The 19,226-nt window shown below is 67.6% G+C and carries 14 protein-coding genes; 5 read left to right on the top strand and 9 right to left on the bottom strand.

Annotated features, from left to right (window positions below; all coding sequences use genetic code 11):
- Positions 1-676: 676 nt before the first annotated feature.
- A complete protein-coding gene (locus RT697_RS23310) occupies positions 677-1,525 on the top strand; it encodes a tRNA threonylcarbamoyladenosine dehydratase (protein ID WP_313702089.1) in 849 nt (282 codons plus the stop codon).
- Positions 1,526-1,529: 4 nt separating this feature from the next.
- On the opposite strand, the gene RT697_RS23305 is transcribed toward RT697_RS23310, so the two are convergent.
- Genes RT697_RS23305 through RT697_RS23295 form a run of 3 tightly spaced genes read right to left on the bottom strand, consistent with a single transcriptional unit; the run spans position 1,530 to position 3,590 of the window.
- Positions 1,530-1,841 (bottom strand): non-heme iron oxygenase ferredoxin subunit, encoded by a 312-nt coding sequence (locus tag RT697_RS23305; RefSeq protein WP_313702087.1) that lies wholly within the window; start codon positions 1,839-1,841, stop codon positions 1,530-1,532.
- A 14-nt stretch (positions 1,842-1,855) separates the two neighbouring features.
- Entirely contained in the window at positions 1,856-2,329 is a 474-nt protein-coding gene (locus RT697_RS23300; RefSeq protein WP_313702085.1) for an aromatic-ring-hydroxylating dioxygenase subunit beta, read from the bottom strand.
- 1 nt (position 2,330) lies between these two features.
- Positions 2,331-3,590, bottom strand: a complete 1,260-nt coding sequence (locus tag RT697_RS23295) for an aromatic ring-hydroxylating dioxygenase subunit alpha (RefSeq protein ID WP_313702083.1) — start codon at positions 3,588-3,590, stop codon at positions 2,331-2,333.
- A gap of 212 nt (positions 3,591-3,802) precedes the next feature.
- Between RT697_RS23295 and RT697_RS23290 the strand changes: the two genes are divergently transcribed.
- On the top strand, positions 3,803-4,705 hold the full coding sequence (locus tag RT697_RS23290; protein ID WP_313702082.1) for a LysR family transcriptional regulator: 903 nt from the start codon (positions 3,803-3,805) through the stop codon (positions 4,703-4,705).
- A 10-nt stretch (positions 4,706-4,715) separates the two neighbouring features.
- Here RT697_RS23290 and RT697_RS23285 read toward each other — a convergent pair whose 3' ends face one another.
- From RT697_RS23285 to uvrA, 6 genes are all read right to left on the bottom strand, one after another.
- Positions 4,716-7,106: a TonB-dependent receptor gene (locus tag RT697_RS23285; protein WP_313702080.1), complete on the bottom strand. Its 2,391-nt coding sequence runs from the start codon at positions 7,104-7,106 to the stop codon at positions 4,716-4,718.
- 105 nt (positions 7,107-7,211) lie between these two features.
- The gene (locus RT697_RS23280; RefSeq protein ID WP_313702079.1) at positions 7,212-8,192 is read right to left on the bottom strand and encodes a FecR domain-containing protein; all 981 of its coding nucleotides are present in this window, start codon (positions 8,190-8,192) and stop codon (positions 7,212-7,214) included.
- The gene (locus RT697_RS23275; RefSeq protein ID WP_313702077.1) at positions 8,189-8,704 is read right to left on the bottom strand and encodes a sigma-70 family RNA polymerase sigma factor; all 516 of its coding nucleotides are present in this window, start codon (positions 8,702-8,704) and stop codon (positions 8,189-8,191) included. The genes RT697_RS23280 and RT697_RS23275 overlap by 4 nt, the downstream gene beginning before the upstream one ends.
- 41 nt (positions 8,705-8,745) lie before the next feature.
- A complete protein-coding gene (locus tag RT697_RS23270; RefSeq protein WP_313702075.1) occupies positions 8,746-9,429 on the bottom strand; it encodes an aminotransferase class IV family protein in 684 nt (227 codons plus the stop codon).
- Positions 9,430-9,507: 78 nt separating this feature from the next.
- Positions 9,508-10,644, bottom strand: coding sequence for an aminodeoxychorismate synthase component I (locus RT697_RS23265; protein ID WP_313702074.1), 1,137 nt, complete (start codon positions 10,642-10,644; stop codon positions 9,508-9,510).
- A gap of 6 nt (positions 10,645-10,650) precedes the next feature.
- Positions 10,651-16,446 carry an excinuclease ABC subunit UvrA gene (gene uvrA / locus RT697_RS23260; protein WP_313702073.1) on the bottom strand — a complete coding sequence of 1,932 codons (5,796 nt, stop codon included), beginning with the start codon at positions 16,444-16,446 and terminating at the stop codon, positions 10,651-10,653.
- A gap of 227 nt (positions 16,447-16,673) precedes the next feature.
- Between uvrA and RT697_RS23255 the strand changes: the two genes are divergently transcribed.
- The 3 genes from RT697_RS23255 to RT697_RS23245 are packed head-to-tail and all read left to right on the top strand — an operon-like array spanning position 16,674 to position 19,057.
- Complete coding sequence (locus tag RT697_RS23255) at positions 16,674-17,459, top strand: IclR family transcriptional regulator (protein WP_313702071.1); 786 nt, start codon at positions 16,674-16,676, stop codon at positions 17,457-17,459.
- A 22-nt stretch (positions 17,460-17,481) separates the two neighbouring features.
- Positions 17,482-18,132: a bifunctional 4-hydroxy-2-oxoglutarate aldolase/2-dehydro-3-deoxy-phosphogluconate aldolase gene (locus tag RT697_RS23250; protein ID WP_313702069.1), complete on the top strand. Its 651-nt coding sequence runs from the start codon at positions 17,482-17,484 to the stop codon at positions 18,130-18,132.
- Entirely contained in the window at positions 18,125-19,057 is a 933-nt protein-coding gene (locus RT697_RS23245; RefSeq protein ID WP_313702067.1) for a sugar kinase, read from the top strand. The genes RT697_RS23250 and RT697_RS23245 overlap by 8 nt, the downstream gene beginning before the upstream one ends.
- Positions 19,058-19,226 lie beyond the last annotated feature (169 nt).

Genomic DNA, 19,226 nt, shown 5'->3' with positions numbered 1-19,226 from the left:
CTTCAGATTCCCTCGGGCGCATCTACACGCCCCGCGCACCCCAGGCCGACGCCACACCGGGCTCGGATCGTTTGTACTTGTCGGTCGCTGGGGCGGGTTGAGTCCTTGAGGTTCTTGGCTGCGTTTGCGCGGGTTTGCCGCGTCTTGCGGGGCCCGCGCCCGGTTGGCCGCGCGGGCGGCCTCCGGGCGCTTACGCGGTGTCTTGCGTCGGGGGATGACGCTTCGCGCTTGCGATGAGCGTCGGTGCCTGCGGTGTCTGACACCCTGTCTGTGGGTTCCTCTGGGATAAGGACGGGTGGCGAAAAGTGCGCTGGTGTCTGACACCCTTGGGGCACATCCGCGGCGTGACGGCAGTCTCCGCAGGGTGTCAGACACCTTGTCCGTGGGTTCCTCTGGGATCTGGACGGGCGGCGAAAAGTGCGCCGGTGTCTGACACCCTTGGGGCACATCCGCGGTATGACGGCAGTCTCTGCAGGGTGTCAGACACCTTGTCCGTGGTTTCTTTGGGAACTGAACGGGTGCCGAAAAGTGCGCTGGTGTCTGACACCCTTGGGGCACATCCGCGGCATGACGGCAGTCTCTGCAGGGTGTCAGACACCTTGTCCGTCGGTTCCTACGGCCTCAGACACGTTGTCTGCATGGATTGGGCGGGTGAGTCGGCGGCCGCTGCCATAAAATGCGCTCCATGAACTCGCCCGAACTCATTCCTGAATCCGCCGATCTCGACCGTCGTTTCGGCGCGCTGTCGCGCCTGTATGGTCCCGAAGCGCCCTCCCGCATTCGCAATGCCCACGTCGCCGTCACCGGCCTGGGCGGGGTCGGGTCGTGGACCGTTGAAGCATTGGCGCGATGCGGGGTGGGGGCGTTGACGTTGATCGATCTGGATCACATTGCCGAGTCCAACGTCAATCGGCAGATCCATGCGTTGAGTTCGACGCTGGGGCAGTCGAAGGTGGAGGCGATGGCAGAGCGGGTGCTGGCGATCAATCCGGAATGCCGGATCACGCGGGTTGATGACTTTGTGTCGCCGGAGAACGTGGGTGAGGTGTTGCCGGGGCCTTATACGGTCATCATCGACTGCACCGATCAGGCGGCCGCGAAGATCGCGATGATCCTGCACGCGCGCAAGCTCGGCGTGCCGATGCTTCTGTGCGGCGGCGCGGGCGGGAAGACGGATCCGTTGGCGTTGCGGGCGGGGGATCTGTCGGGGGCGGTCAATGATGCGCTGCTCTCGAAGCTGCGCAACAAGCTGCGGCGCGAGCATGGGTTTCCGCGGGCGTCGGACAAGAACGGCAAGGCGCTCAAGCGCGTGCCGAAGATGGGCGTGCATGCGTTGTGGTTCGACCAGCCGGCGATCTTGCCGGATGCGTGGACCCGGCCGGTCGAGGGCGAGGACGACATGGGCGCGTCGGGGATGACGCTGGCGCCGCAAGGTTTGTCCTGCGCGGGTTATGGATCGGTGGTCACCGTGACCGCCGCCATGGGCATGGCGGCGGCGAACGAGGCCTTGCGGCTGGCGGTCTGAGGGCTTAAACCGCCACGAACACCACGCCATCTTCAATCCGCACGGGATAAGTCGCAATGTTCTCCCGCAGCGGCGAGCACAGCGCGCGGCCGTCGCGCACGTCGAAGCGGCCCTGGTGCAGCGGGCATTCGATTTCGTGGCCGGTCAGGAAGCCGTCGCACAATCTGGCATTGCCGTGCGTACAGAGGTTGTCGGTGGCGTAGACCTCGCCGTTCACGCCATATAGCGCGATTTCCTTCCCCCCCGCGTCGACGGCGATGACGTCTTCTTCCGGGACCTCATCGCGCCCGATGGCCTTGATCCATTGCACAGTCATTGTTCGTCTCCAGGTCAGATGGGATAGATCAGCGAATTCGGGATCAGCTCGCTGTCGAAGATGCACAGCCGCGATTCGAATTTGAGGCCGTCGGGGGTCTGGCGGATCACGTCGAGGTAGCGGCCCACGTTGAAGACGGTGGTGAGCTGGCTGGGCTTGGTGCGGAAGATGGCGTAGTTGGCTTCGGACTCGATGCGGCCGTCCTGCGCCAGCAGCACGCGCGGGGTGCCTACGACGTGGCGTTGGTAGTAGGGGTCGTGGAAGATGGTTTCGGTGGCGCCGTAGATGCGGTCCTTCAGCATGCCGCGGCTTTCGAACGCCATGGTCGCGAGCGGAAAGCCGCGTTCGTAGTTTTCTCGCGGCAGCACCTTGTAGACGCATTCCTCGACGAAGAAGTCCGGCCACCTTTCCCATTCGCCGGCGTCCAGCGCGGCGGCGTAGTCGGTGTACAGGCGGGTGAGCTGGTAGTAGAGCGGAAAGTCCAGCATGTCACGCCTCCATCACGCGGCGCCAGTACGCGTACATGCCGCGTATCAGCGTTTCGGTGACCATGTGATCGGTATTTTCGGCGGTCTTGCCGCCCAGTTCGGCGACGCTGCGATGCCAGGGCTTTTGTTCGAAGCCGGATTGCGAGAATTCGATGACTTCGCCGTCGTCGGCGGACACGAAGCCGGCGGGGCCGAAGAGGTTGGCCTGGCGCAGGCGGCGCTGGGTCATTTCCGGGGTGTCGTCGGCAAAGCCGAAATGGGTCCAGACGAAGTCGAAGGCGTCGTGGCCGACGGGCTGGATGTGGCGGGTGGACAGCGAGTTCACCTGCTGCTGGATGATGACGCTGGGGAACAGTGTCATGAGCACGGCAGTCGGGCCGTTCCACCAGGGTTCTTGCACGATGTCCAGGAAGCGGTCGTCGTTCAGCGACATCTGTTCCTTGAAGCTGGACACGCCGCTGGTGACGGTGCTTTTGCCGCCCTGGCCGCGCGTGGAGATCATGGCGGCATGGCGGAAATGGCGGTCCATCTTCAGTTCCGACCGGTTGTCCGCGCGCCAAAGTCCGAAGGTGACGAACCAGGTATGCAGGAGGCCCGGGTGATAAGGGTCTTTGATGTTCTCCTGCATCAGCTTCCAGTTGCCGGGAATGCGCTGGCGGCTGTAGCCGTGGATCACCAGTTCGCGGCCGTCGAAGACGCGGTCGAAGTAATGCGCGATGTCGGGGCCCAGGTAGTCTTCCAGCGGCTCGACGTCGTGGTCGAAGGACGCGAAGACCACACCGTTGCGGCAGGCGACCGCAAGTTTTGTCAGACCGTGTTCCTCGGGCTTGAAATCGGGCGGCATGCCGCCATTGACCTTGCCGTCCTGCTTGACGCCGCGGCGGAAGGGCACGCCGATCAGGTTGCCCTGCAGGTCGTAGTTCCACTGGTGGTACGGACAGACGAACTCGGTGCGGTTGCCGGCGCGTTCGCGGCAGAATTGCACGCCGCGATGGGCGCAGACGTTTTCCACGACGCGCACTTCGCCGTCGTTGTCGCGCAGCAGGATGACGGACCGTTCGCCCACGACCGTGCGCTTGAAGTCGCCGGGATGGGGGATTTCGGCCTCAAGCCCGACGTAGCTCCAGTGGCCTCGGTAGAAGAAGCGCTCCAGTTCCCGCTGGTGCAGTGCGGCATCGGTATAGACGCCGAACGGGATGCGATGGGAGCCGTCGCCTTGCCAGGGCGGAACGAATTGGACGGGGTGTTCGGGGGCGTTCATGGACGTCCTCGGCTACAGGACGTGGCGATGCGAAGCGTGCGGACGCGCATGATTTGTCTCCATTTTCAGCTGGCCGCGGGGCGGCCGGGCAGCGCCTTGCGTGGCATGGGCGCAGGCGGTTTTTCCGCATCTTCGGGCAGGTCCTGAAATTAATAAATAGAATCTGGCTTATTACATAAATCACCAAAATCAATATTGGTGGAGACAGCCGCATGAACCTGAAAGACGTGGATCTGAATCTGCTCGTCGTCTTCAATGAATTGCACAAGCATGGCCGGGTGTCGTCGGCCGCGGAAAGCCTGGGGATTTCGCAGCCGGGCGTCAGCAACGCGTTGAGCCGCCTGCGCAAGCTGCTGGGCGACGAATTGTTCCTGCGGACCTCGCGAGGCATGGTGCCGACGCCGTATGCCGAGAGCCTGGCCCAGCCGATCGCCGATGCGCTTTCCGCGCTGCAAGGCACGCTGAACGCGCGCGTGGCGTTCGATCCGGCGCACAGTGAGCGGGCGTTCGTGATCGGCGTGAACGACGTGGGCGAGACCTACTTCCTGCCGCGCCTGATGCGGGCGCTGGACCAGGTGGCGCCGGGCGTGACCATCCGCACGGTGCGCACCACGTCGATCGACGTGCGTGACGAGATGGAACGGGGCCGCATGGATCTGGCGATGGGCTTTCTGCCCGGATTGAAGGGCGGGTTCTTTCAGCGCCGGCTGTTCCGCCAGCCCTATGTGTGCATCTTCCGGCAGGACCATCCGCTCGCGCGCTCGGGCGTGTCGGCCAGGCAGTTTCGGGCGGCCGAACACGTGGCGATCGTGTCCGAGGGCACGGGCCACGGCGTGGTGGACGAGGTGATCGCACGCGCGGGCATCCGCCGCCGGCTGCGGCTGACGGTGCCGCACTTCATGGCGGTGGGGCCGGTGCTGCAGGCCACCGACATGATCGCGGTGGTGCCGCAGCGCTTTGCCGACTGCGCGTGCGGCCCGTTCGGCCTGGCGGCCGCGCCCTGTCCGGTGAAGATCCCGGAGTCCGTCATCAACGTGTTCTGGCACGCCCGCAACCACCGCGAAGCCGCCAACCAATGGCTCCGGCAAGTGGTGGTGGACGTGTTCGCGGATTGAGTCCGCGTCTTCAGAACTGCATCTGCGCCGACAGCGCGACGCTGCGCGGACTGCCGAGGTAGTAGCTGTTGAGCCAGTAGTCGCGGCCGGTGACGTTGTTGACGTTCAGGCGCAGCGTGAGCGGCCGGCCGGAGACCTGGGCCGCATAGCGCAGGCCGACGTCGAACGTGGTGTACGAAGGCAGGCGGCTGACGTTGGTGGCGGACGACCACTGCTTGCCGACGTGGTAGACGCCGCCTGTGACGCTGAGCCCCGGCGCGAAGGGCAGGGCGTATTCGGAGTAGAGCTTGGCCATGAACTTGGGCACGTTCAAGGGATCCTTGCCGTCGTTGGCGCCGCCTTCGACGCGGGCGTGCAGCCACGTCGCGCCGCCCACGACCGTCCATGCGGGCGTCACCTTGCCGATGGCCGAGATCTCGGCGCCGCGATGGCGCTGCACGCCGTCCTGGCCATAGATATTGCTGTCGTTGGTGTACTCGTAGGCTTTTTCGATGTCGAACAGCGCGCCGCTCACGAGCACGCCGCCGACCTCGGCCTTCAATCCCAATTCCTTCTGCTTGCTGCGCATGGGCGCCATGACCTGCAGCGCGTTCGCCGCGTCTTCGGGCGCCACGCCGCCCTGTTCCAGGCCTTCGATGTAGGTCGCGTACGCCGTCATCCACGGCACGGGCGTGAAGATCAGCGAGGCGTTCGGCGAGTTCCTGCCGCGGTCGTAGTCGGGCTGGCTGAGGCTGCCGTCCGCGTTGCGGTCGGTGGTCTGGATGGTGCTGTGGTTGATGCCGACGAGCGCGGACCATTGATCGTTGAACCGCACCAGGTCGCCGACCATGAAGTTGTCGTTACGGATGCGGCTGGAGAAGTACATCGTCTTGGCCGGCGTGTTGGGCCAGTCGGGCTCCGGCACGTGCGTGGGCGAATCCAGGCTGTACGGACCCTGGTAGCCGGTGCTGGGGAACCACGTGTTCTGCCATTGCCGGTCGGTGTAGCCGTAATAGCCCATGGTGATCTTGTGGCCGATGGAGCCCGTGGCGAACGAGATGTCGGCCAGCGCCTGCCATGCCTCGGATTCCGTGCGGGTCGGGCCGACCTTCTGCCGCAGCTGGAAGTATTCGCCCGCGGACCGCACCGAGTTCATGGTGTGGTACTGCACGGGCCGGTCCTGGTATTCGCGCAGGTGCGCCACGCGCACCGTCAGGTGGTCGCTGGCCTCGTACGTTGCGCGGGCCATCCACTTGCGCGTTTCGGTTTCGTCGCGGATCCACGGCTGGCTCCAGTTTTTCTTCCCATCAAGGGTGGGGCGGGACACGCCGTCGCGGAAGAACCAGTACGAGTTGGGCGCGTCCATCTTGTAGTCGCCGTAGGACGCGCCCAGTTCCAGCTTGAAGCGGTCGGTGATGTTGAAGTCGAGCGCGGCGCTGGCCAGGCTGCGGTCGATCTTCTGGTCGTCGACGGCGGTGTCGCCGTCCTGGCGCACCAGGTTGACGCGGTAGCCGACCTTGCCGTTGCTGTCGACCGGACCGCCGAAGTCGCCGTGCACGTAATACTGGCCGCCGCCGTAGTTGCCGACCGTGACGCTGTTCAGGCGCTCCTGCGTGGGGCGCTTGTAGACGTAGTTCACCATCCCGCCGGGCGAGGCGGCGCCGAACAGGAAGCCCGACAGACCGCTCAGGATCTCGACGCGTTCCTTGTCCTCGATGGATGCCGCAAAGCCGAAGGAGCGGCGCAGGCCCTCTTCGGCGCGGTCGTAGCTGTTGAAGCCGCGGATCTTCACCATGGGCGCCCAACCGCTGATCTGGGGCGTCTGCGTCATGGCGGACGGGCTGATCTTGTAGACGTCGTCGGGCGACTGGGCCTGCACGTTCTGCAGCAGTTCGCGCGGCACGACGTTGATGGCGAAGGGCGCGCGCTGCAGGTCCATGCCGCCCAGGGCGCCGACCGACTGCACGAGCGAGGCGCGATAACCGTCGCTGGCCAGGCCGTCCTGTTGCAGGGCGGCATTGGTGGAGCCCGCCACCGTGACGCTGGGCAGCGTCACCACCCCGGGCGCCGCAGGGCTGGGGCGCAGGGTGTACTCGCCGCCGCCCCGGTGGACCGCTTCGAGGCCGGTGCCGGCCAGCAACGCGCCGAAGCCGCCCGCCACGGAATGGCGGCCGCGCAGGCCGGGGCTGTCGCGGCCGACGGTCATTGCGGCGTCGACCGACACCTGGATGCCGGCCTGCGCCGCGAACTGGGTGATCACCCGGCTCAGCGCGCCGGGCGCGATGTCGTAGTCGCGGCTGGCTGAGGCGGCCGTCTCGGCCTGTGCGTGCACGGGCGAGGCCGTCGTGACGGCAATGCCCAGGAGGGCAGCGGAAACCGCCAGCGACAGCGCGGTGCGGCGGGTTAGGGACGAGGGATGCATGGAAAGCCTTTCGTGGGGGAAAGAAGAGGGTCTTCACCCCGTATGCCAAACATGGCATCCGAAAAGGGAACCTCGGTCCGAAAATTTTTTATGGCGCGTGTCGCGTCAGCGCGGAACCACCGTCACCCACCACGGCATCGGCGCCTGGATGCGCACCGGCAGCGTGGCGGCCAGCGCGCTCAGCACCCGGTCCGTGTCGGGCAACGCATAGGCGCCGACGATGCGCAGGTCGGCCACTTCCGGCGCACAGGCCAGATAGCCGCGCCGATAGCGGGACAGCTCGGCGATGAAGTCCGCAAGGCGCATGTTCTCGGCAATCAGCAGCCCGCGCGACCAGGATTCGCGCGCGGGTTCGGCGGGCTCGGGGGCCGTGGCGGCTACGCGGGTGACGCGGGACTGCTGGCCGGCGTGCACGGTCAGCGTCGCGGCGCCGGTGGCTTTGGGGCGCACTTCCACCGCGCCCTCGAAGACGGCGACCCGGCTGGCGTCGTCCTCCTGGTAGACCGCGTAACGCGTGCCGATCGCGCGCAGCCGCGCCTCGGCGGTGTCGACGACGAAGGGCCGCGCGGGGGATTGCGTGTCCGGCGCCGTGCTGACCAGGATCTCACCGGCCACCAGCACCACGCGGCGCAACTGCGGACCGTAGTCCACGTCGACCGCGCTGCCGGTGTTGAGCCACAGCGTGCCGCCGTCGGCCAACTGGATCTGGCGGCGCTCGCCCACGCTGGTGTGATGGGCCGCCGTCCACGCGCGCCATGGGGTGCTTTGGGTGGCGGCCCACGCGCCCAGACCGGTGCCGCAGAGCAGCGTCAGCATCTTCAGGGCGCTGCGGCGCTGCGTGCGTTTGGCCGCCGCGGCGTCCAGCATGCGGTGCGCGGTGGGCTTGTCCACGCCCGGCAGGTCGTCGAACTTGCCGCTGATGGCCTCCACGCGGCTCCACGCCAGCTGATGCGAAGGATCGGCGTCGTGCCACTGGCGCCAGCGCTGGCGCTCGCCGGGCGGCACCGCGGGGGCGCGCAGCACGGCGAACCACTCGGCGGCCTCTTGCAGCACCTTGAAGCTGGGCGCGCTGGCGGCGGGCGTCATGGCGCGGCCGCCGCCATGCTGGAAGTCAGGCAGTGCAGCATGGCCTGCGCCATGTACTTCTTGACCATGCGCTCGGACACAGCAAGACGCTCCGCGATCTCGACGTAGCCCAGGCCTTCCAGGTGCGCCAGCAGAAAGGCCGTGCGCGCCTTGGGATTGAGCTGGTTCAGCAGCGCGTCCAGTTCGGACAGCGCGTCCATCAGCAGGGCGCGGTCTTCGGGCGAGGGATGCAGGGTGTCGGCGACGGTGGCCAGCGTGTCGCGGTAGGCGCGTTCCAGGTCCTGCCGCCGCCAATGGTTGATGACCAGGCCGCGGGCAATGGTGGTCAGGAACGCGCGCGGTTCGCGGATGGGTTCCTGGTTGCGGAACAGGCGCACGAACGTGTCGTGCGCAATGTCGGCGGCGTCGAAGGCGTTGCCCAGGCGGCGCCGCAACCATTCCTGCAGCCAGCCGTGGTGGTCGCAATACAGGGATTCGATGCAGGCGGGCGCCCCGGGGCGGGTGGAAGACACGATGAAGCCGCTGACATGATGCCAATAAGAATCAGTCGCAATTATTCTTCAGCGGCGCGGCTTTTGCAATGCGCGTTCGCCCCGGGCGGCTGTCGGGCGTCCCGGAACGTCACCGTGAACCATCCGCGCAACGCATTCGACAGCCGGACCTCGTCCGCAGCATGCAGGTCCGCCAGCGTCAGCACGCGTTCCTTCGCCTTGCCGGCGTCGAGCAGGTGGGCACGCTGCACGCCAGGCAGGCAGCCGCTGTCCACGGGCGGGGTGTACCAGGTGTCGCCCATGCGCAGGTAGACGTTGCTGCGGCTGCCTTCGCAGAGTTCGCCGCGTTCGTTCAAATAGACCAGATCGAAGATGTGCGGATGCGACGGCAGCCATTCGATCGTTTTCGTGTACCAGGGGCGGTGCGTGGTCTTGTAGCGCAGGAGCGGTTCGGAAGAGCGCAGCGCCTCGGGCGCCAGCATGACTTCCTGGTGCGCGGGCAGGGGCGGCAGGACGGCGGTCTGGATGTGGCGGCTGCCGTCGCGCGCGACCAGGAGGCGCAGGCGGTGGGGGCCGGCGGAGCCCAAAGACATGACGGCGACGAGGATGTCGCCCTCGACATCGCGGCCGCCCCAGACATAGCCCAGCGCTTTGCACGACGCTTCAAGGCGGTGGAGGTGGCGCGCCAGCAGCGGCACGTTGCCGGAGGCTTCAACCAGGATGGTCTCGATCAATTCGGGTTGCATGGGACTCTCCTGGAGTAAGGCGGGGCCGCCTAGGCGGGGCCGCGCTCTATGCTACTACCGGCCGTGGGGTTTGCACCGTCAGGCGCGCAGGATGCGGGCCTTCCAGTGGCATTCCTGCCATTCGCTGGCGGGGTCCGAATCGTAAACGATGCCGCCGCCGACGCTGTAGACGCCGTGGCCGTGCTGGTCCAGGACTAGCGTGCGGATCGCGACATTCAACGAGAAGTCGCCATCCGGGGCCAGCCAACCGATGCTGCCGCAATACAGGCCGCGCGGGGCGGTTTCCATTTGCCGGATGCGCCGCATGGCCGCGACTTTCGGCGCGCCGGTGATCGACCCGCAGGGAAAGAGCGCGTGCAGCACGTCCGACAGCGCGGCGTGCGGCGCCGTGGCCGACACGGTGGACGTCATGGTCCATACGGTGGGATAGCGCTCCAAAGAAAACAGCGCATCCACCTTCACCGAACCGGGCTCGGCCAGCCGCCCGAGGTCGTTGCGCAGCAGGTCCACGATCATCAGGTTTTCGGCGCGGTTCTTGTCGCTGGCCAGCAGCTCCTGGCCCAGGCGTTCGTCCTCGGCCGGATCGGCATGTCGCGGCGCGGTGCCTTTCATGGGCCGGGTCGTCAGCCGCGGACCGTCGCGCCGCACGAACAGCTCGGGCGAAAACGACAGCACCGTGCGATCGCCGTCCTGGATGTAGGCCGCGTGGGCGACCGGGTTGCGCGCGGCGATGCGGCGGTACAGCGTGGCCGGATCGCCTTGAAAGCTGACGTCGAGCGGCTGCGTGAAATTGACCTGATACAGCTCGCCGTCCCGGATCAGGCCGCGGATGGCATCGATCTGGCGCACATAGGCGGGCTCGGTCATGCGCGGCGCGGGCAGGCTGATGGAGGCGGCGGGGGCGTCGGCGTCCGGCGCGTCCCATGGCGCCTCGTCGATCTTGCGGTCGAACACCAATGCGGTCAGTCGAGGACGCCCGTCGTCGCGCGGCGGCGTCCACGGGCCGGCCGGCGCGGGCCGCGTGGCCTCGGGCAGCAGCCATTCGCCCAGCTCGTAGTCCAGCAGCAGGGCAATCCAGCGGCCGTCGCGCCGCGCGGCCTCGATGGCTTCCAGCGCCGGGGCGACCTCGGCGGCAGCGCGCGCCTCGATCCGGGCGCGGAACCCGTCGAGGCGCAGCGCGCGTCCGGCAAGCCGGTCTTCAAAACGGCAATCCATGGTGCGTTACCGCTGTTGTTGCGCGAGGAACTCCGTCAGGACCCGGCCGGTGTGGGAATGGTCGGCCAGCGTCATCACGTGCTCGGGCGAGCCTTCGCCCACCAGTTGCCCGCCGCCCGTGCCGCCTTCGGGGCCCAGGTCCAGCAGCCAGTCGGCTTCGGCGATGACGTCCAGGTTGTGTTCGATGACCACGACCGTGTTGCCCGCTTCGACCAGGCGGTGCAGCACATGGATCAGCTTTTCGACGTCGGCCATCGACAGGCCCACCGTCGGCTCGTCCAGCACGTACAGCGTGTGCGGGATGCGCGAGGCGCGGCCGGTCTTGATCAGGCCGTCGGTCAGACGGGCCTTGGACAGCTCGGTCACCAGCTTGATTCGCTGCGCCTCGCCGCCCGACAGCGTGGGCGACGGCTGGCCCAGCGTCAGATATCCCAGCCCCACGTCCTGCATCAATTGCAGCGGACGGTGGATCTTGGGATGCGCGGCGAAGTAGCCGATGGCGTCGTCCACTTCCATGGACAGCAGCTCGCCGGCGTTCTTGCCGCGCATCTGCACGCTGAGCGTGTCGTTGTTGAAGCGCGCGCCGTTGCAGGCGTCGCACGGCACCTTCACGTCGGGCAGGAAGTTCATCTCGATGGTGCGCATGCCCTGGCCTTCGCAGATCGGGCAGCGGCCGTCGCCGGTATTGAACGAGAAGCGCGCCGCGGTCCAGCCGCGCATGCGGGCCTCGCGGGTGTCGGCGAACTGCTTGCGCACATCGTCCCAGAAACCCACGTAGGTCGCCGGGCACGAACGCGGCGTTTTGCCGATGGGCGTCTGGTCCACTTCCAGCACGCGGTCGATGGCTTCCCAACCCGTGATGCTTTCGCAGCCGGCCCAGCCCGGCGCCTTGCCTTGCGAGACGGCCTGCGTCAGGTTGTCCAGCAGCACTTCGCGCGCCAGCGTGGATTTGCCCGAGCCGGACACGCCGGTCACCACGCTCAGGCGGCCCACGGGGATGCGCGCGTCGACGCTGCGCAGGTTGTGCAGGCGCGCGCCGCGGATCTCGATCATGGGCGTGTCGGCCTCGACCGGACGGCGGCCCTGCAGCGGATGCGCCAGCGGCGTCTTCAGGTAGCGGCCGGTCACGGATTCGGGCGCGTCGATCACGTCCTGCACCGTGCCTTGCGCCACCACGCGGCCGCCGCGGATGCCCGCGCCCGGCCCGATGTCGATGACGTGGGACGCACGGCGGATCGTGTCGTCGTCGTGCTCGACCACCACCAGCGTGTTGCCGTTGCCTTCCAGCCGCGCGAGCGCATCCAGCAGGATGCGGTTGTCGCGCGGATGCAGGCCGATGGTGGGTTCGTCCAGCACGTAGCAGACGCCCTGCAGGTTCGAGCCCAGTTGCGCGGCCAGCCGGATGCGTTGCGCCTCACCGCCGGACAGCGTGGGGGCGGCGCGGTCCAGCGCCAGGTAGTTCAGCCCCACTTCCTGCATGAAGTTCAGGCGGCCGCGGATTTCAGCCAGGATGTCGCGGGCGATCTCGCCTTCGCGGCCGCGCGCCACCAGTCCGGTAAAGAACGTGTGCGCGTCCGACACCGGCAGCGAGGCCAGCTCGGCAATCGACTTGTCGCGCCAGCGCACGGCGCGCGCCACGCGGTTCAGCCGCTGGCCATCGCACTGCGTGCAGGTCTTGGCCTCGCCCTCGTACCACGCGTTCCAGGCGGTTTCCTCGCCGGTCTGCTCTTCGTCGAAGCCCTGCAGTTGCAGGCCCGTGCCGTAGCAGCCCGTGCACCAGCCGTGCTTGGAGTTGTACGAGAACAGGCGCGGATCGGGTTCGGGGAAGCTGGTGCCGCAGGACGGGCACGCGCGCTTGACCGAGAAGTGCTGCTGCTGCAATTCGCTGTTCAGCGCCTCGTGCAGCTTGTTGACCGGCCACACGACCGACATCACGCCCTGGCCGTTTTCCAGCGCGCTCTTGACCGCCGCGCGCAGGTCGGCCTCGTTGGCCGGATCCACCACCACGTCCGCCACGGGCAGTTCGATGGTGTGTTCCTTGTAGCGGTCCAGGCGCGGCCACGGCGCCACGGGAATGAATTCGCCGTCCACGCGCAGATGCGAATGGCCCTTGGATCCGGCCCACTTGGCCAGGTCGGTGTAATAGCCCTTGCGCGCGGTGACCAGCGGCGCCAGCAGACCGATGTGCTCGCCCTTGTGTTCGCGCAAGAGGCGCGCCACGATCTGGTCGGTGTTCTGCGGTTCGACCGCGACGTTGCAGTCCGGGCAGTATTGCGTGCCCAGCTTCACGTACAGCAGCCGCAGGAAGTGATGGATTTCCGTCATCGTGGCCACGGTGGACTTGCGGCCGCCGCGGCTGGTGCGCTGTTCGATCGCCACGGTGGGCGGGATGCCGAAGATGGCGTCCACGTCCGGCTTGCCAGCCGGCTGCACGATGGCGCGCGCATAGGCGTTCAGCGATTCCAGATAGCGGCGCTGACCCTCGTTGAACAGGATGTCGAAGGCCAGCGTCGACTTGCCCGACCCCGACACGCCCGTGATGACGGTGAACTTGTCGTGGGGAATCTCGACGCTGATGTTCTTCAGGTTGTGTTCGCGCGCGTTGCGGATTTCGATGGCCATGCTGCCCTGGCGGCGTTCGCGCACCAAGGATTGCAGCGGCGTGCCCACGCCCGCGCCGTACTCGGCCTGCGGTTCGGCGATGCGCGCGGTCAGGCCGGCCTGCTCGGCCTCCTGCGCGTCGGCGTCGCTGCTGACGATCACGTCGGCCTTGCCGCCCGCAATGGCGTCGGCCGGCAGGATGCTGACTTCGTAGTCGCGCAGGGCCGCGCCCGTGTGCGACTTGGGGTTGTCCATCAGGTCCTGCGGCGTGCCCGTGCCGAGGACCAGGCCGCCGGCGTCGCCGCCTTCGGGACCCAGGTCGATCAGCCAGTCCGCCGCGCGGATCACGTCCAGGTTGTGTTCGATGACCAGCAGCGTGTGGCCGGCGGCCAGCAGCTTGCGGAAGGCGCGCATCAGGCGCGCGACGTCGTCGAAGTGCAGGCCGGTGGTGGGTTCGTCGAACAGGAACAGGCTGCCCTTCTTGGCGACCTTGGCGGTGGAGATGCCGCTGCGCGCGGCCTCGGCCAGGTGGCCGGCCAGTTTCAGCCGCTGCGCCTCGCCGCCCGACAGGGTTGGCACGGGTTGCCCCAGCCGCACGTATTCCAGGCCCACGTCGGCCAGCGGCGCAAGACCGGTCTGTACGTCGCGCAGGCCCTTGAAGAAGTCCAGCGCCTCGCTGACGGTCATTTCCAGCACCTCGTCGATCGAGGCGCTCTTGCCCAAATGTTCGACGCGCACTTCCAGCACTTCGGGGCGGAAGCGCTTGCCGTCGCAATCGGGGCAGCGCAGGTACACGTCGGACAGGAACTGCATTTCGACGTGTTCGAAGCCGGTGCCGCCGCAGGTCGGGCAGCGGCCGTCGCCGCCGTTGAAGCTGAACGTGCCGGCCGTGTAGGCGCGTTCGCGCGCCAGCGGGGCCTGGGCAAACAGCTTGCGGATGGCGTCGAACGCGCCGACGTAGCTGGCCGGGTTCGAGCGTGCGGTCTTGCCGATGGGGGTCTGGTCCACCATGACGACGTCGGCGATCTGTTCGGCGCCGAGCAGGCGGTCGAAGGCGCCCGGCGCTTCCGACGGCTTGCCCTTCTGCTTGAGCAGCGCGGGGTACAGCACGTCCTGCACCAGCGTGGATTTTCCGGAACCGGACACGCCGGTCACGCAGACCAGGCGGCCCAGCGGCAGCTCGACCGAGACGTTCTTCAGGTTGTGCGCGTTGACGCCTTCCAGCAGCAGGCGCGGCGTGTTGGCCGCCACCGGCATCGGACGCGGCGCTTCCACGCGCAGGCGGCCACCGAGATAGTCGCCCGTCAGCGAGGGCGCGGCGCGCAGTTGCGCGGGCGTGCCGTCGAAGACGATGCGGCCGCCCCGTTCGCCCGGACCCGGGCCGATGTCGATGATGCGGTCCGCGGCCACCATGACCTGCGGATCGTGCTCCACGACCACCAGCGTGTTGCCGGCGTTGCGCAGGCGGTGCATGACTTCGACGACGCGGTGCATGTCGCGCGGGTGCAGGCCGATGGAGGGCTCGTCCAGCACGAACAGCGTGTTCACCAGCGAGGTGCCCAGCGCGGTGGTCAGGTTGATTCGCTGGACCTCGCCGCCCGACAGGGTGCGGCTCTGGCGGTCCAGCGTCAGGTAGCCCAGGCCCACGTCGCACAGGAATTTCAGGCGCGCGCGCACCTCGGTCATGAGCAGGTCGGTGGCGGCGTCCAGCGCGCCCGAGAACGACAGCGTGTCGAAGAATTTCCGCACCCGCTCGATGGGCAGCAGCATCACGTCATGCAGGCACAGCCCGTCCAGACCGTTGAGCTGTTCGCGGCTCCAGGTGGTGCCGACGGGCATGAAGCGCTTGTAGCGGCCGTCTTCCGGCGGCAGCACGGCATCGGCTTCATCCTTGTTGCCCAGGCGCCAGAGCAGGGCGTCGGGCTTCAGGCGCGCGCCGTTGCAGGTGGGGCAGGGCGTGTAGCTGCGGTACTTGGACAGCAGCACGCGCACGTGCATCTTGTAGGCCTTGGTTTCCAGCCAGTCGAAGAAGCGCTGCACGCCGTACCACTGGTGCTTCCAGGCGTCGTTGCCGCCCTTCCAGTCGGGCGTGCCGTACAGCACCCAGCGCTTGTGCTCGTCGCTCATGTCCTTCCAGGGCACGCCCAGCGGCACGCCCGCGCGCGGGGCGTACTTCTGCAGGTCGTCCTGGCATTCCTTGTAGGACGGCGTGGTCCACGGTTTGATGGCGCCTTCGAGCAGGGTTTTTTTCTCGTCGGGGATGACGAGGCCGAAATCGATGCCGATCACGCGGCCGAAGCCGCGGCAGGCCTCGCAGGCGCCCAGCGGCGAATTGAACGAGAAGCTGCTGGGCAGCGGGTCGGTGTATTCGATGTCGCAATCGGCGCAGTGCAGGCGGTCGCTGTACTTCCAGATGTGCGCGTTGCCGCCGTCGGCGTCCATGGCGTAGACGGCGATGTGGCCGGCGCCCATGCGCAGCGCGGTGTCCAGCGCTTCCATGATGCGTTCGCGCTCGGTGCCGGCGAAGCGGAAGCGATCCTGGATGACGTGCAGGATGCGGCGTTCCTCGGTGGCGGCCTTGGCGGTCTTCGTGGCCTTGGCCTTCTTGGCGCCCTTGGCCGGGGCGGCGGCGCGGGGCACGGCGGTTTCCTCGGCGTGCACGCGGGTGTAGCCCTGCTGCTCGAGGAAGCCGCGGACCTCGTCTTCGGTGAAGTTGGCCGGCACGGCGATCGGGAACGTCACGACCAGACGCGGGTCGCCGGCGGTGGCGGCGCGCTCGGCCAGCGAGTGATAGACGGATTCCGGCGTGTCGCGCCGCACCAGCTTGCCGCAGCCCCGGCAATACAGCTTGGCGCCGCGCGCGAACAGCAGTTTCAGGTGATCGTTCAGTTCGGTCATCGTGCCGACCGTGCTGCGCGAGCTGCGCACCGGATTGGTCTGGTCGATGGCGATGGCCGGCAGGATGCCTTCGATGCGGTCCACCTGCGGCTTGTCCATGCGGTCCAGGAACTGGCGCGCATAGGGCGAGAAGGTTTCCACATAACGCCGTTGGCCCTCGGCGTACAGGGTATCGAAGGCCAGCGAACTTTTACCGGACCCCGACACCCCGGTGACGACGACCAGTTCGCCGGTGGCGATGGTCAGATCCAGGTTCTTGAGATTGTTCTGGCGGGCGCCAACGATGCGGATATGGGAGCTCATGGACGGTATCGTAGCCTGACGAAGGGAGCATGCCGGCGCGGCGATCCATCGCTGGTTCCGGGCGCGTCGATATGGAATAATTGACTATATTGTGAGGCGTCTGTCCATAATATGGACAATTGGCGTCTCGGTAGCTGTACAAATAAACAGTATCGCAGATTCGTCTGAAAATCGCGCTGGCCGCGTTGCGTATCTGCCGGGGCTATCGCACGTATTTGGGGACATGAGTGCAGGAATCCAAGGTCGCGGGCGCGGCGGCGTTCGGAAAATTCATGGCGGTGCTGCAAGCGGTGGCCGACGCGCCGCAGCCGCCGACGGCCGCCGTGCTCGCCCGCGACTGCGGCTATCCCCGTCCCACCGTCTACCGCATCCTGGCGGCGCTGGCCGAACAGGGCATGGTCATGGAATCCGGCGGTGCGTATCGGCTGGGGCCGCGCCTGATGTCGCTGGCCAGCAAGGCGTGGTCCCAGTTCGATTTGCGCGCCGCGCTGGCGCCCGAACTGCAGGTGCTGCGCGACCAGACCGGCGAAACGGTCCATCTGGCCGTGCCCGCCGGCCACGAAATGATCTACATCGACAAGCTGGAAAGCCCCGGCCCCGTGCGCATGGTGTCGCGCGTGGGGGCGTCCGTCGCGCTGCATTCCAGCGCCGTCGGCAAGGCCTATCTGGCCGCGCTGGACGAGCCCGCGCGCGAGCGCCTGCTGCACGCGCTGCCGATGCCGGCCCGGCTGCCCGCCACGCTGACCAGCCTGCCCGCGCTGCGCGAGGCGCTGGGCGTGGCGGCCCAGCAGGGATACGCTGTCGACAACGAGGAAAACGAACCCGGCATCGTCTGCTACGGCGTCGCGCTGTGCGACGGGGCAGGGCGTCCCGTCGCGGGCGTCAGCGTCAGCACGCTGCTGTTCCGGCGCCGTGGCGATCCGCAGTCCGCCTATATCGAACCCTTGCTGCGGCTGCGCGACGCCGCCGCGGCCAAACTCGCCGTCCTGCCGGTAACGTCCGGCGGCGCCTGATCGTCAGCCCCAGAGGAAATCCATGACCGCAACCGCTGCTCCCACCGCCTCCAAGCTTGCCGCCCTGATGGCCGCCCGCGTCGTGCCCGTCCTGCGCTACACCGACGCCGCCGCCGCGGCCTATGCCGCCGAAGTCGCGGTGTCGGCCGGCTGCACCACGCTGGAACTCACGTGGACGATCCCGAACGTCACCGACCTGGTGCGCGCGTTGCGCGACAAGCACGGCGCCAATCTGCTGCTGGGCGTGGGCACCGTGCTGGACGAGGCGCAGGCGCGCGAGGCGCTGGTGGCGGGCGCCGACTTCCTGGTGTCGCCCGCCTTGGCCCACGAGATCGTGGACATGGCCCACGCCGCCGACGCGCTGTGCATGCTGGGCGCCTTCACCCCGACCGAGGTCCTGGCCGCGCGCCGCGCCGGCGTGGACGTGGTGAAGGTGTTCCCGGCGGACACCGGCGGCCCCAAGCACCTGGCCGCGCTGAAGTCGGTGTATCCGGACACGATCTTCTGCCCCACGGGCGGCATCACGCAGGAAAACATGGGTACGTATTTCGCCGCCGGCGCTGGCCTGGTCGGCATCGGCAGCAATCTCTACGACAAGGCGGCCTTCGCGTCGCGCGACACCGCCGCGCTGGTGGCGCAGATCACCCGGACCCGCGAGGCCGCTCATGGCTGACTTCGACATCGTGGCGCTGGGCGAGCCGCTGGTCGAGCTGAACCAGACGCACGACGGCCAGCGGCAATATCTGCAGGGTTTCGGCGGCGACACGTCCAATGCGGTAATCGCGGCGGCCCGCCAGGGCGCGCGCTGCGCGTATCTGACCCGGGTCGGCAACGACGCCTTCGGCAAGCAGTTCCTGGACCTGTGGCAGAACGAGGGCGTCGACACGTCCAGCGTACAGATCGACGACGACGCGCACACCGGTCTGTATTTCGTGCAGCACGGACCGGACGGCCACGCCTTCAGCTATCTGCGGCGCGGGTCGGCCGCCAGCCTGATGACGCCCGCCAGCCTGGACGCGGGCCTCATCGAACGCGCGCGTTTCCTGCACGTGTCGGGCATCAGCATGGCCATCAGCACCACCGCCTGCGACACGGTCTTCGCCGCCATCGAGCGCGCGCATGCCGCGGGCGCGCAGGTCAGCCTGGATTCCAATCTGCGGTTGCGGCTGTGGCCCGTGGACCGCGCCCGCGCCATCCTGCGCGAGGCCATGCGCGCGGCGGACGTGTTCCTGCCCAGCATGGATGACATGCAGCACCTGACCGGCAATGACGACCCGGAGCGCACGCTGGACTGGATCCGCGACGGTGGCGCGCCGGGCGTGGTGGTGCTGAAGCTGGGCAAGGACGGTTCCATCATCGACGACGGCCGCAACCGCACTTCGATGCCGGCGCTGCGCGTGCAGGCCGTCGACGCGACCGGTGCGGGCGACTGCTTTGCCGGCAGCCTGCTTGCGCGCCGTTGCCAGGGCGATTCCTGGGAAGACGCCGTGCGCTATGCCAATGCCGCGGCGGCGTTGTCGACGCTGGGCTACGGCGCGGTCGATCCGCTGCCGCGGGCGGAGCAGGTGTGGGAGCGGCTGAAAGAGACCTCTGGTTGACCCCAAAACCGGCCCATTGGCGTCCGATTCGGATTTCAGGCTAAAATGCCAAGTTATCCGAATTTTTTCCGCCAGTCCGGTTTCCGGTTGTGCGGGCCACTTTCCGCAAATTCAACAGGAGAATCAACATGGCTGAACGCAAACGCGTGCGTCGTAACACCCTGGAACG

Origin of the sequence: Achromobacter sp. (genome assembly GCF_032113835.1) — a bacterium.
Taxonomy (GTDB): Bacteria; Pseudomonadota; Gammaproteobacteria; order Burkholderiales; family Burkholderiaceae_B; genus Achromobacter.
This window is presented reverse-complemented; position numbering and strand designations above follow the sequence as displayed.

Excerpts from the sequence above, each read along its gene's own strand:
- RT697_RS23295 (WP_313702083.1), bottom strand. The coding sequence starts at position 3,590 with ATGAACGCCCCCGAACACCCCGTCCAATTCGTTCCGCCCTGGCAAGGC.
- RT697_RS23250 (WP_313702069.1), top strand. The coding sequence starts at position 17,482 with ATGACCGCAACCGCTGCTCCCACCGCCTCCAAGCTTGCCGCCCTGATG.
- RT697_RS23300 (WP_313702085.1), bottom strand. The coding sequence starts at position 2,329 with ATGCTGGACTTTCCGCTCTACTACCAGCTCACCCGCCTGTACACCGAC.
- uvrA (WP_313702073.1), bottom strand. The coding sequence starts at position 16,446 with ATGAGCTCCCATATCCGCATCGTTGGCGCCCGCCAGAACAATCTCAAG.
- RT697_RS23265 (WP_313702074.1), bottom strand. The coding sequence starts at position 10,644 with ATGGATTGCCGTTTTGAAGACCGGCTTGCCGGACGCGCGCTGCGCCTC.
- RT697_RS23285 (WP_313702080.1), bottom strand. The coding sequence starts at position 7,106 with ATGCATCCCTCGTCCCTAACCCGCCGCACCGCGCTGTCGCTGGCGGTT.
- RT697_RS23245 (WP_313702067.1), top strand. The coding sequence starts at position 18,125 with ATGGCTGACTTCGACATCGTGGCGCTGGGCGAGCCGCTGGTCGAGCTG.
- RT697_RS23310 (WP_313702089.1), top strand. The coding sequence starts at position 677 with ATGCGCTCCATGAACTCGCCCGAACTCATTCCTGAATCCGCCGATCTC.
- RT697_RS23305 (WP_313702087.1), bottom strand. The coding sequence starts at position 1,841 with ATGACTGTGCAATGGATCAAGGCCATCGGGCGCGATGAGGTCCCGGAA.
- RT697_RS23280 (WP_313702079.1), bottom strand. The coding sequence starts at position 8,192 with ATGACGCCCGCCGCCAGCGCGCCCAGCTTCAAGGTGCTGCAAGAGGCC.
- RT697_RS23270 (WP_313702075.1), bottom strand. The coding sequence starts at position 9,429 with ATGCAACCCGAATTGATCGAGACCATCCTGGTTGAAGCCTCCGGCAAC.
- RT697_RS23290 (WP_313702082.1), top strand. The coding sequence starts at position 3,803 with ATGAACCTGAAAGACGTGGATCTGAATCTGCTCGTCGTCTTCAATGAA.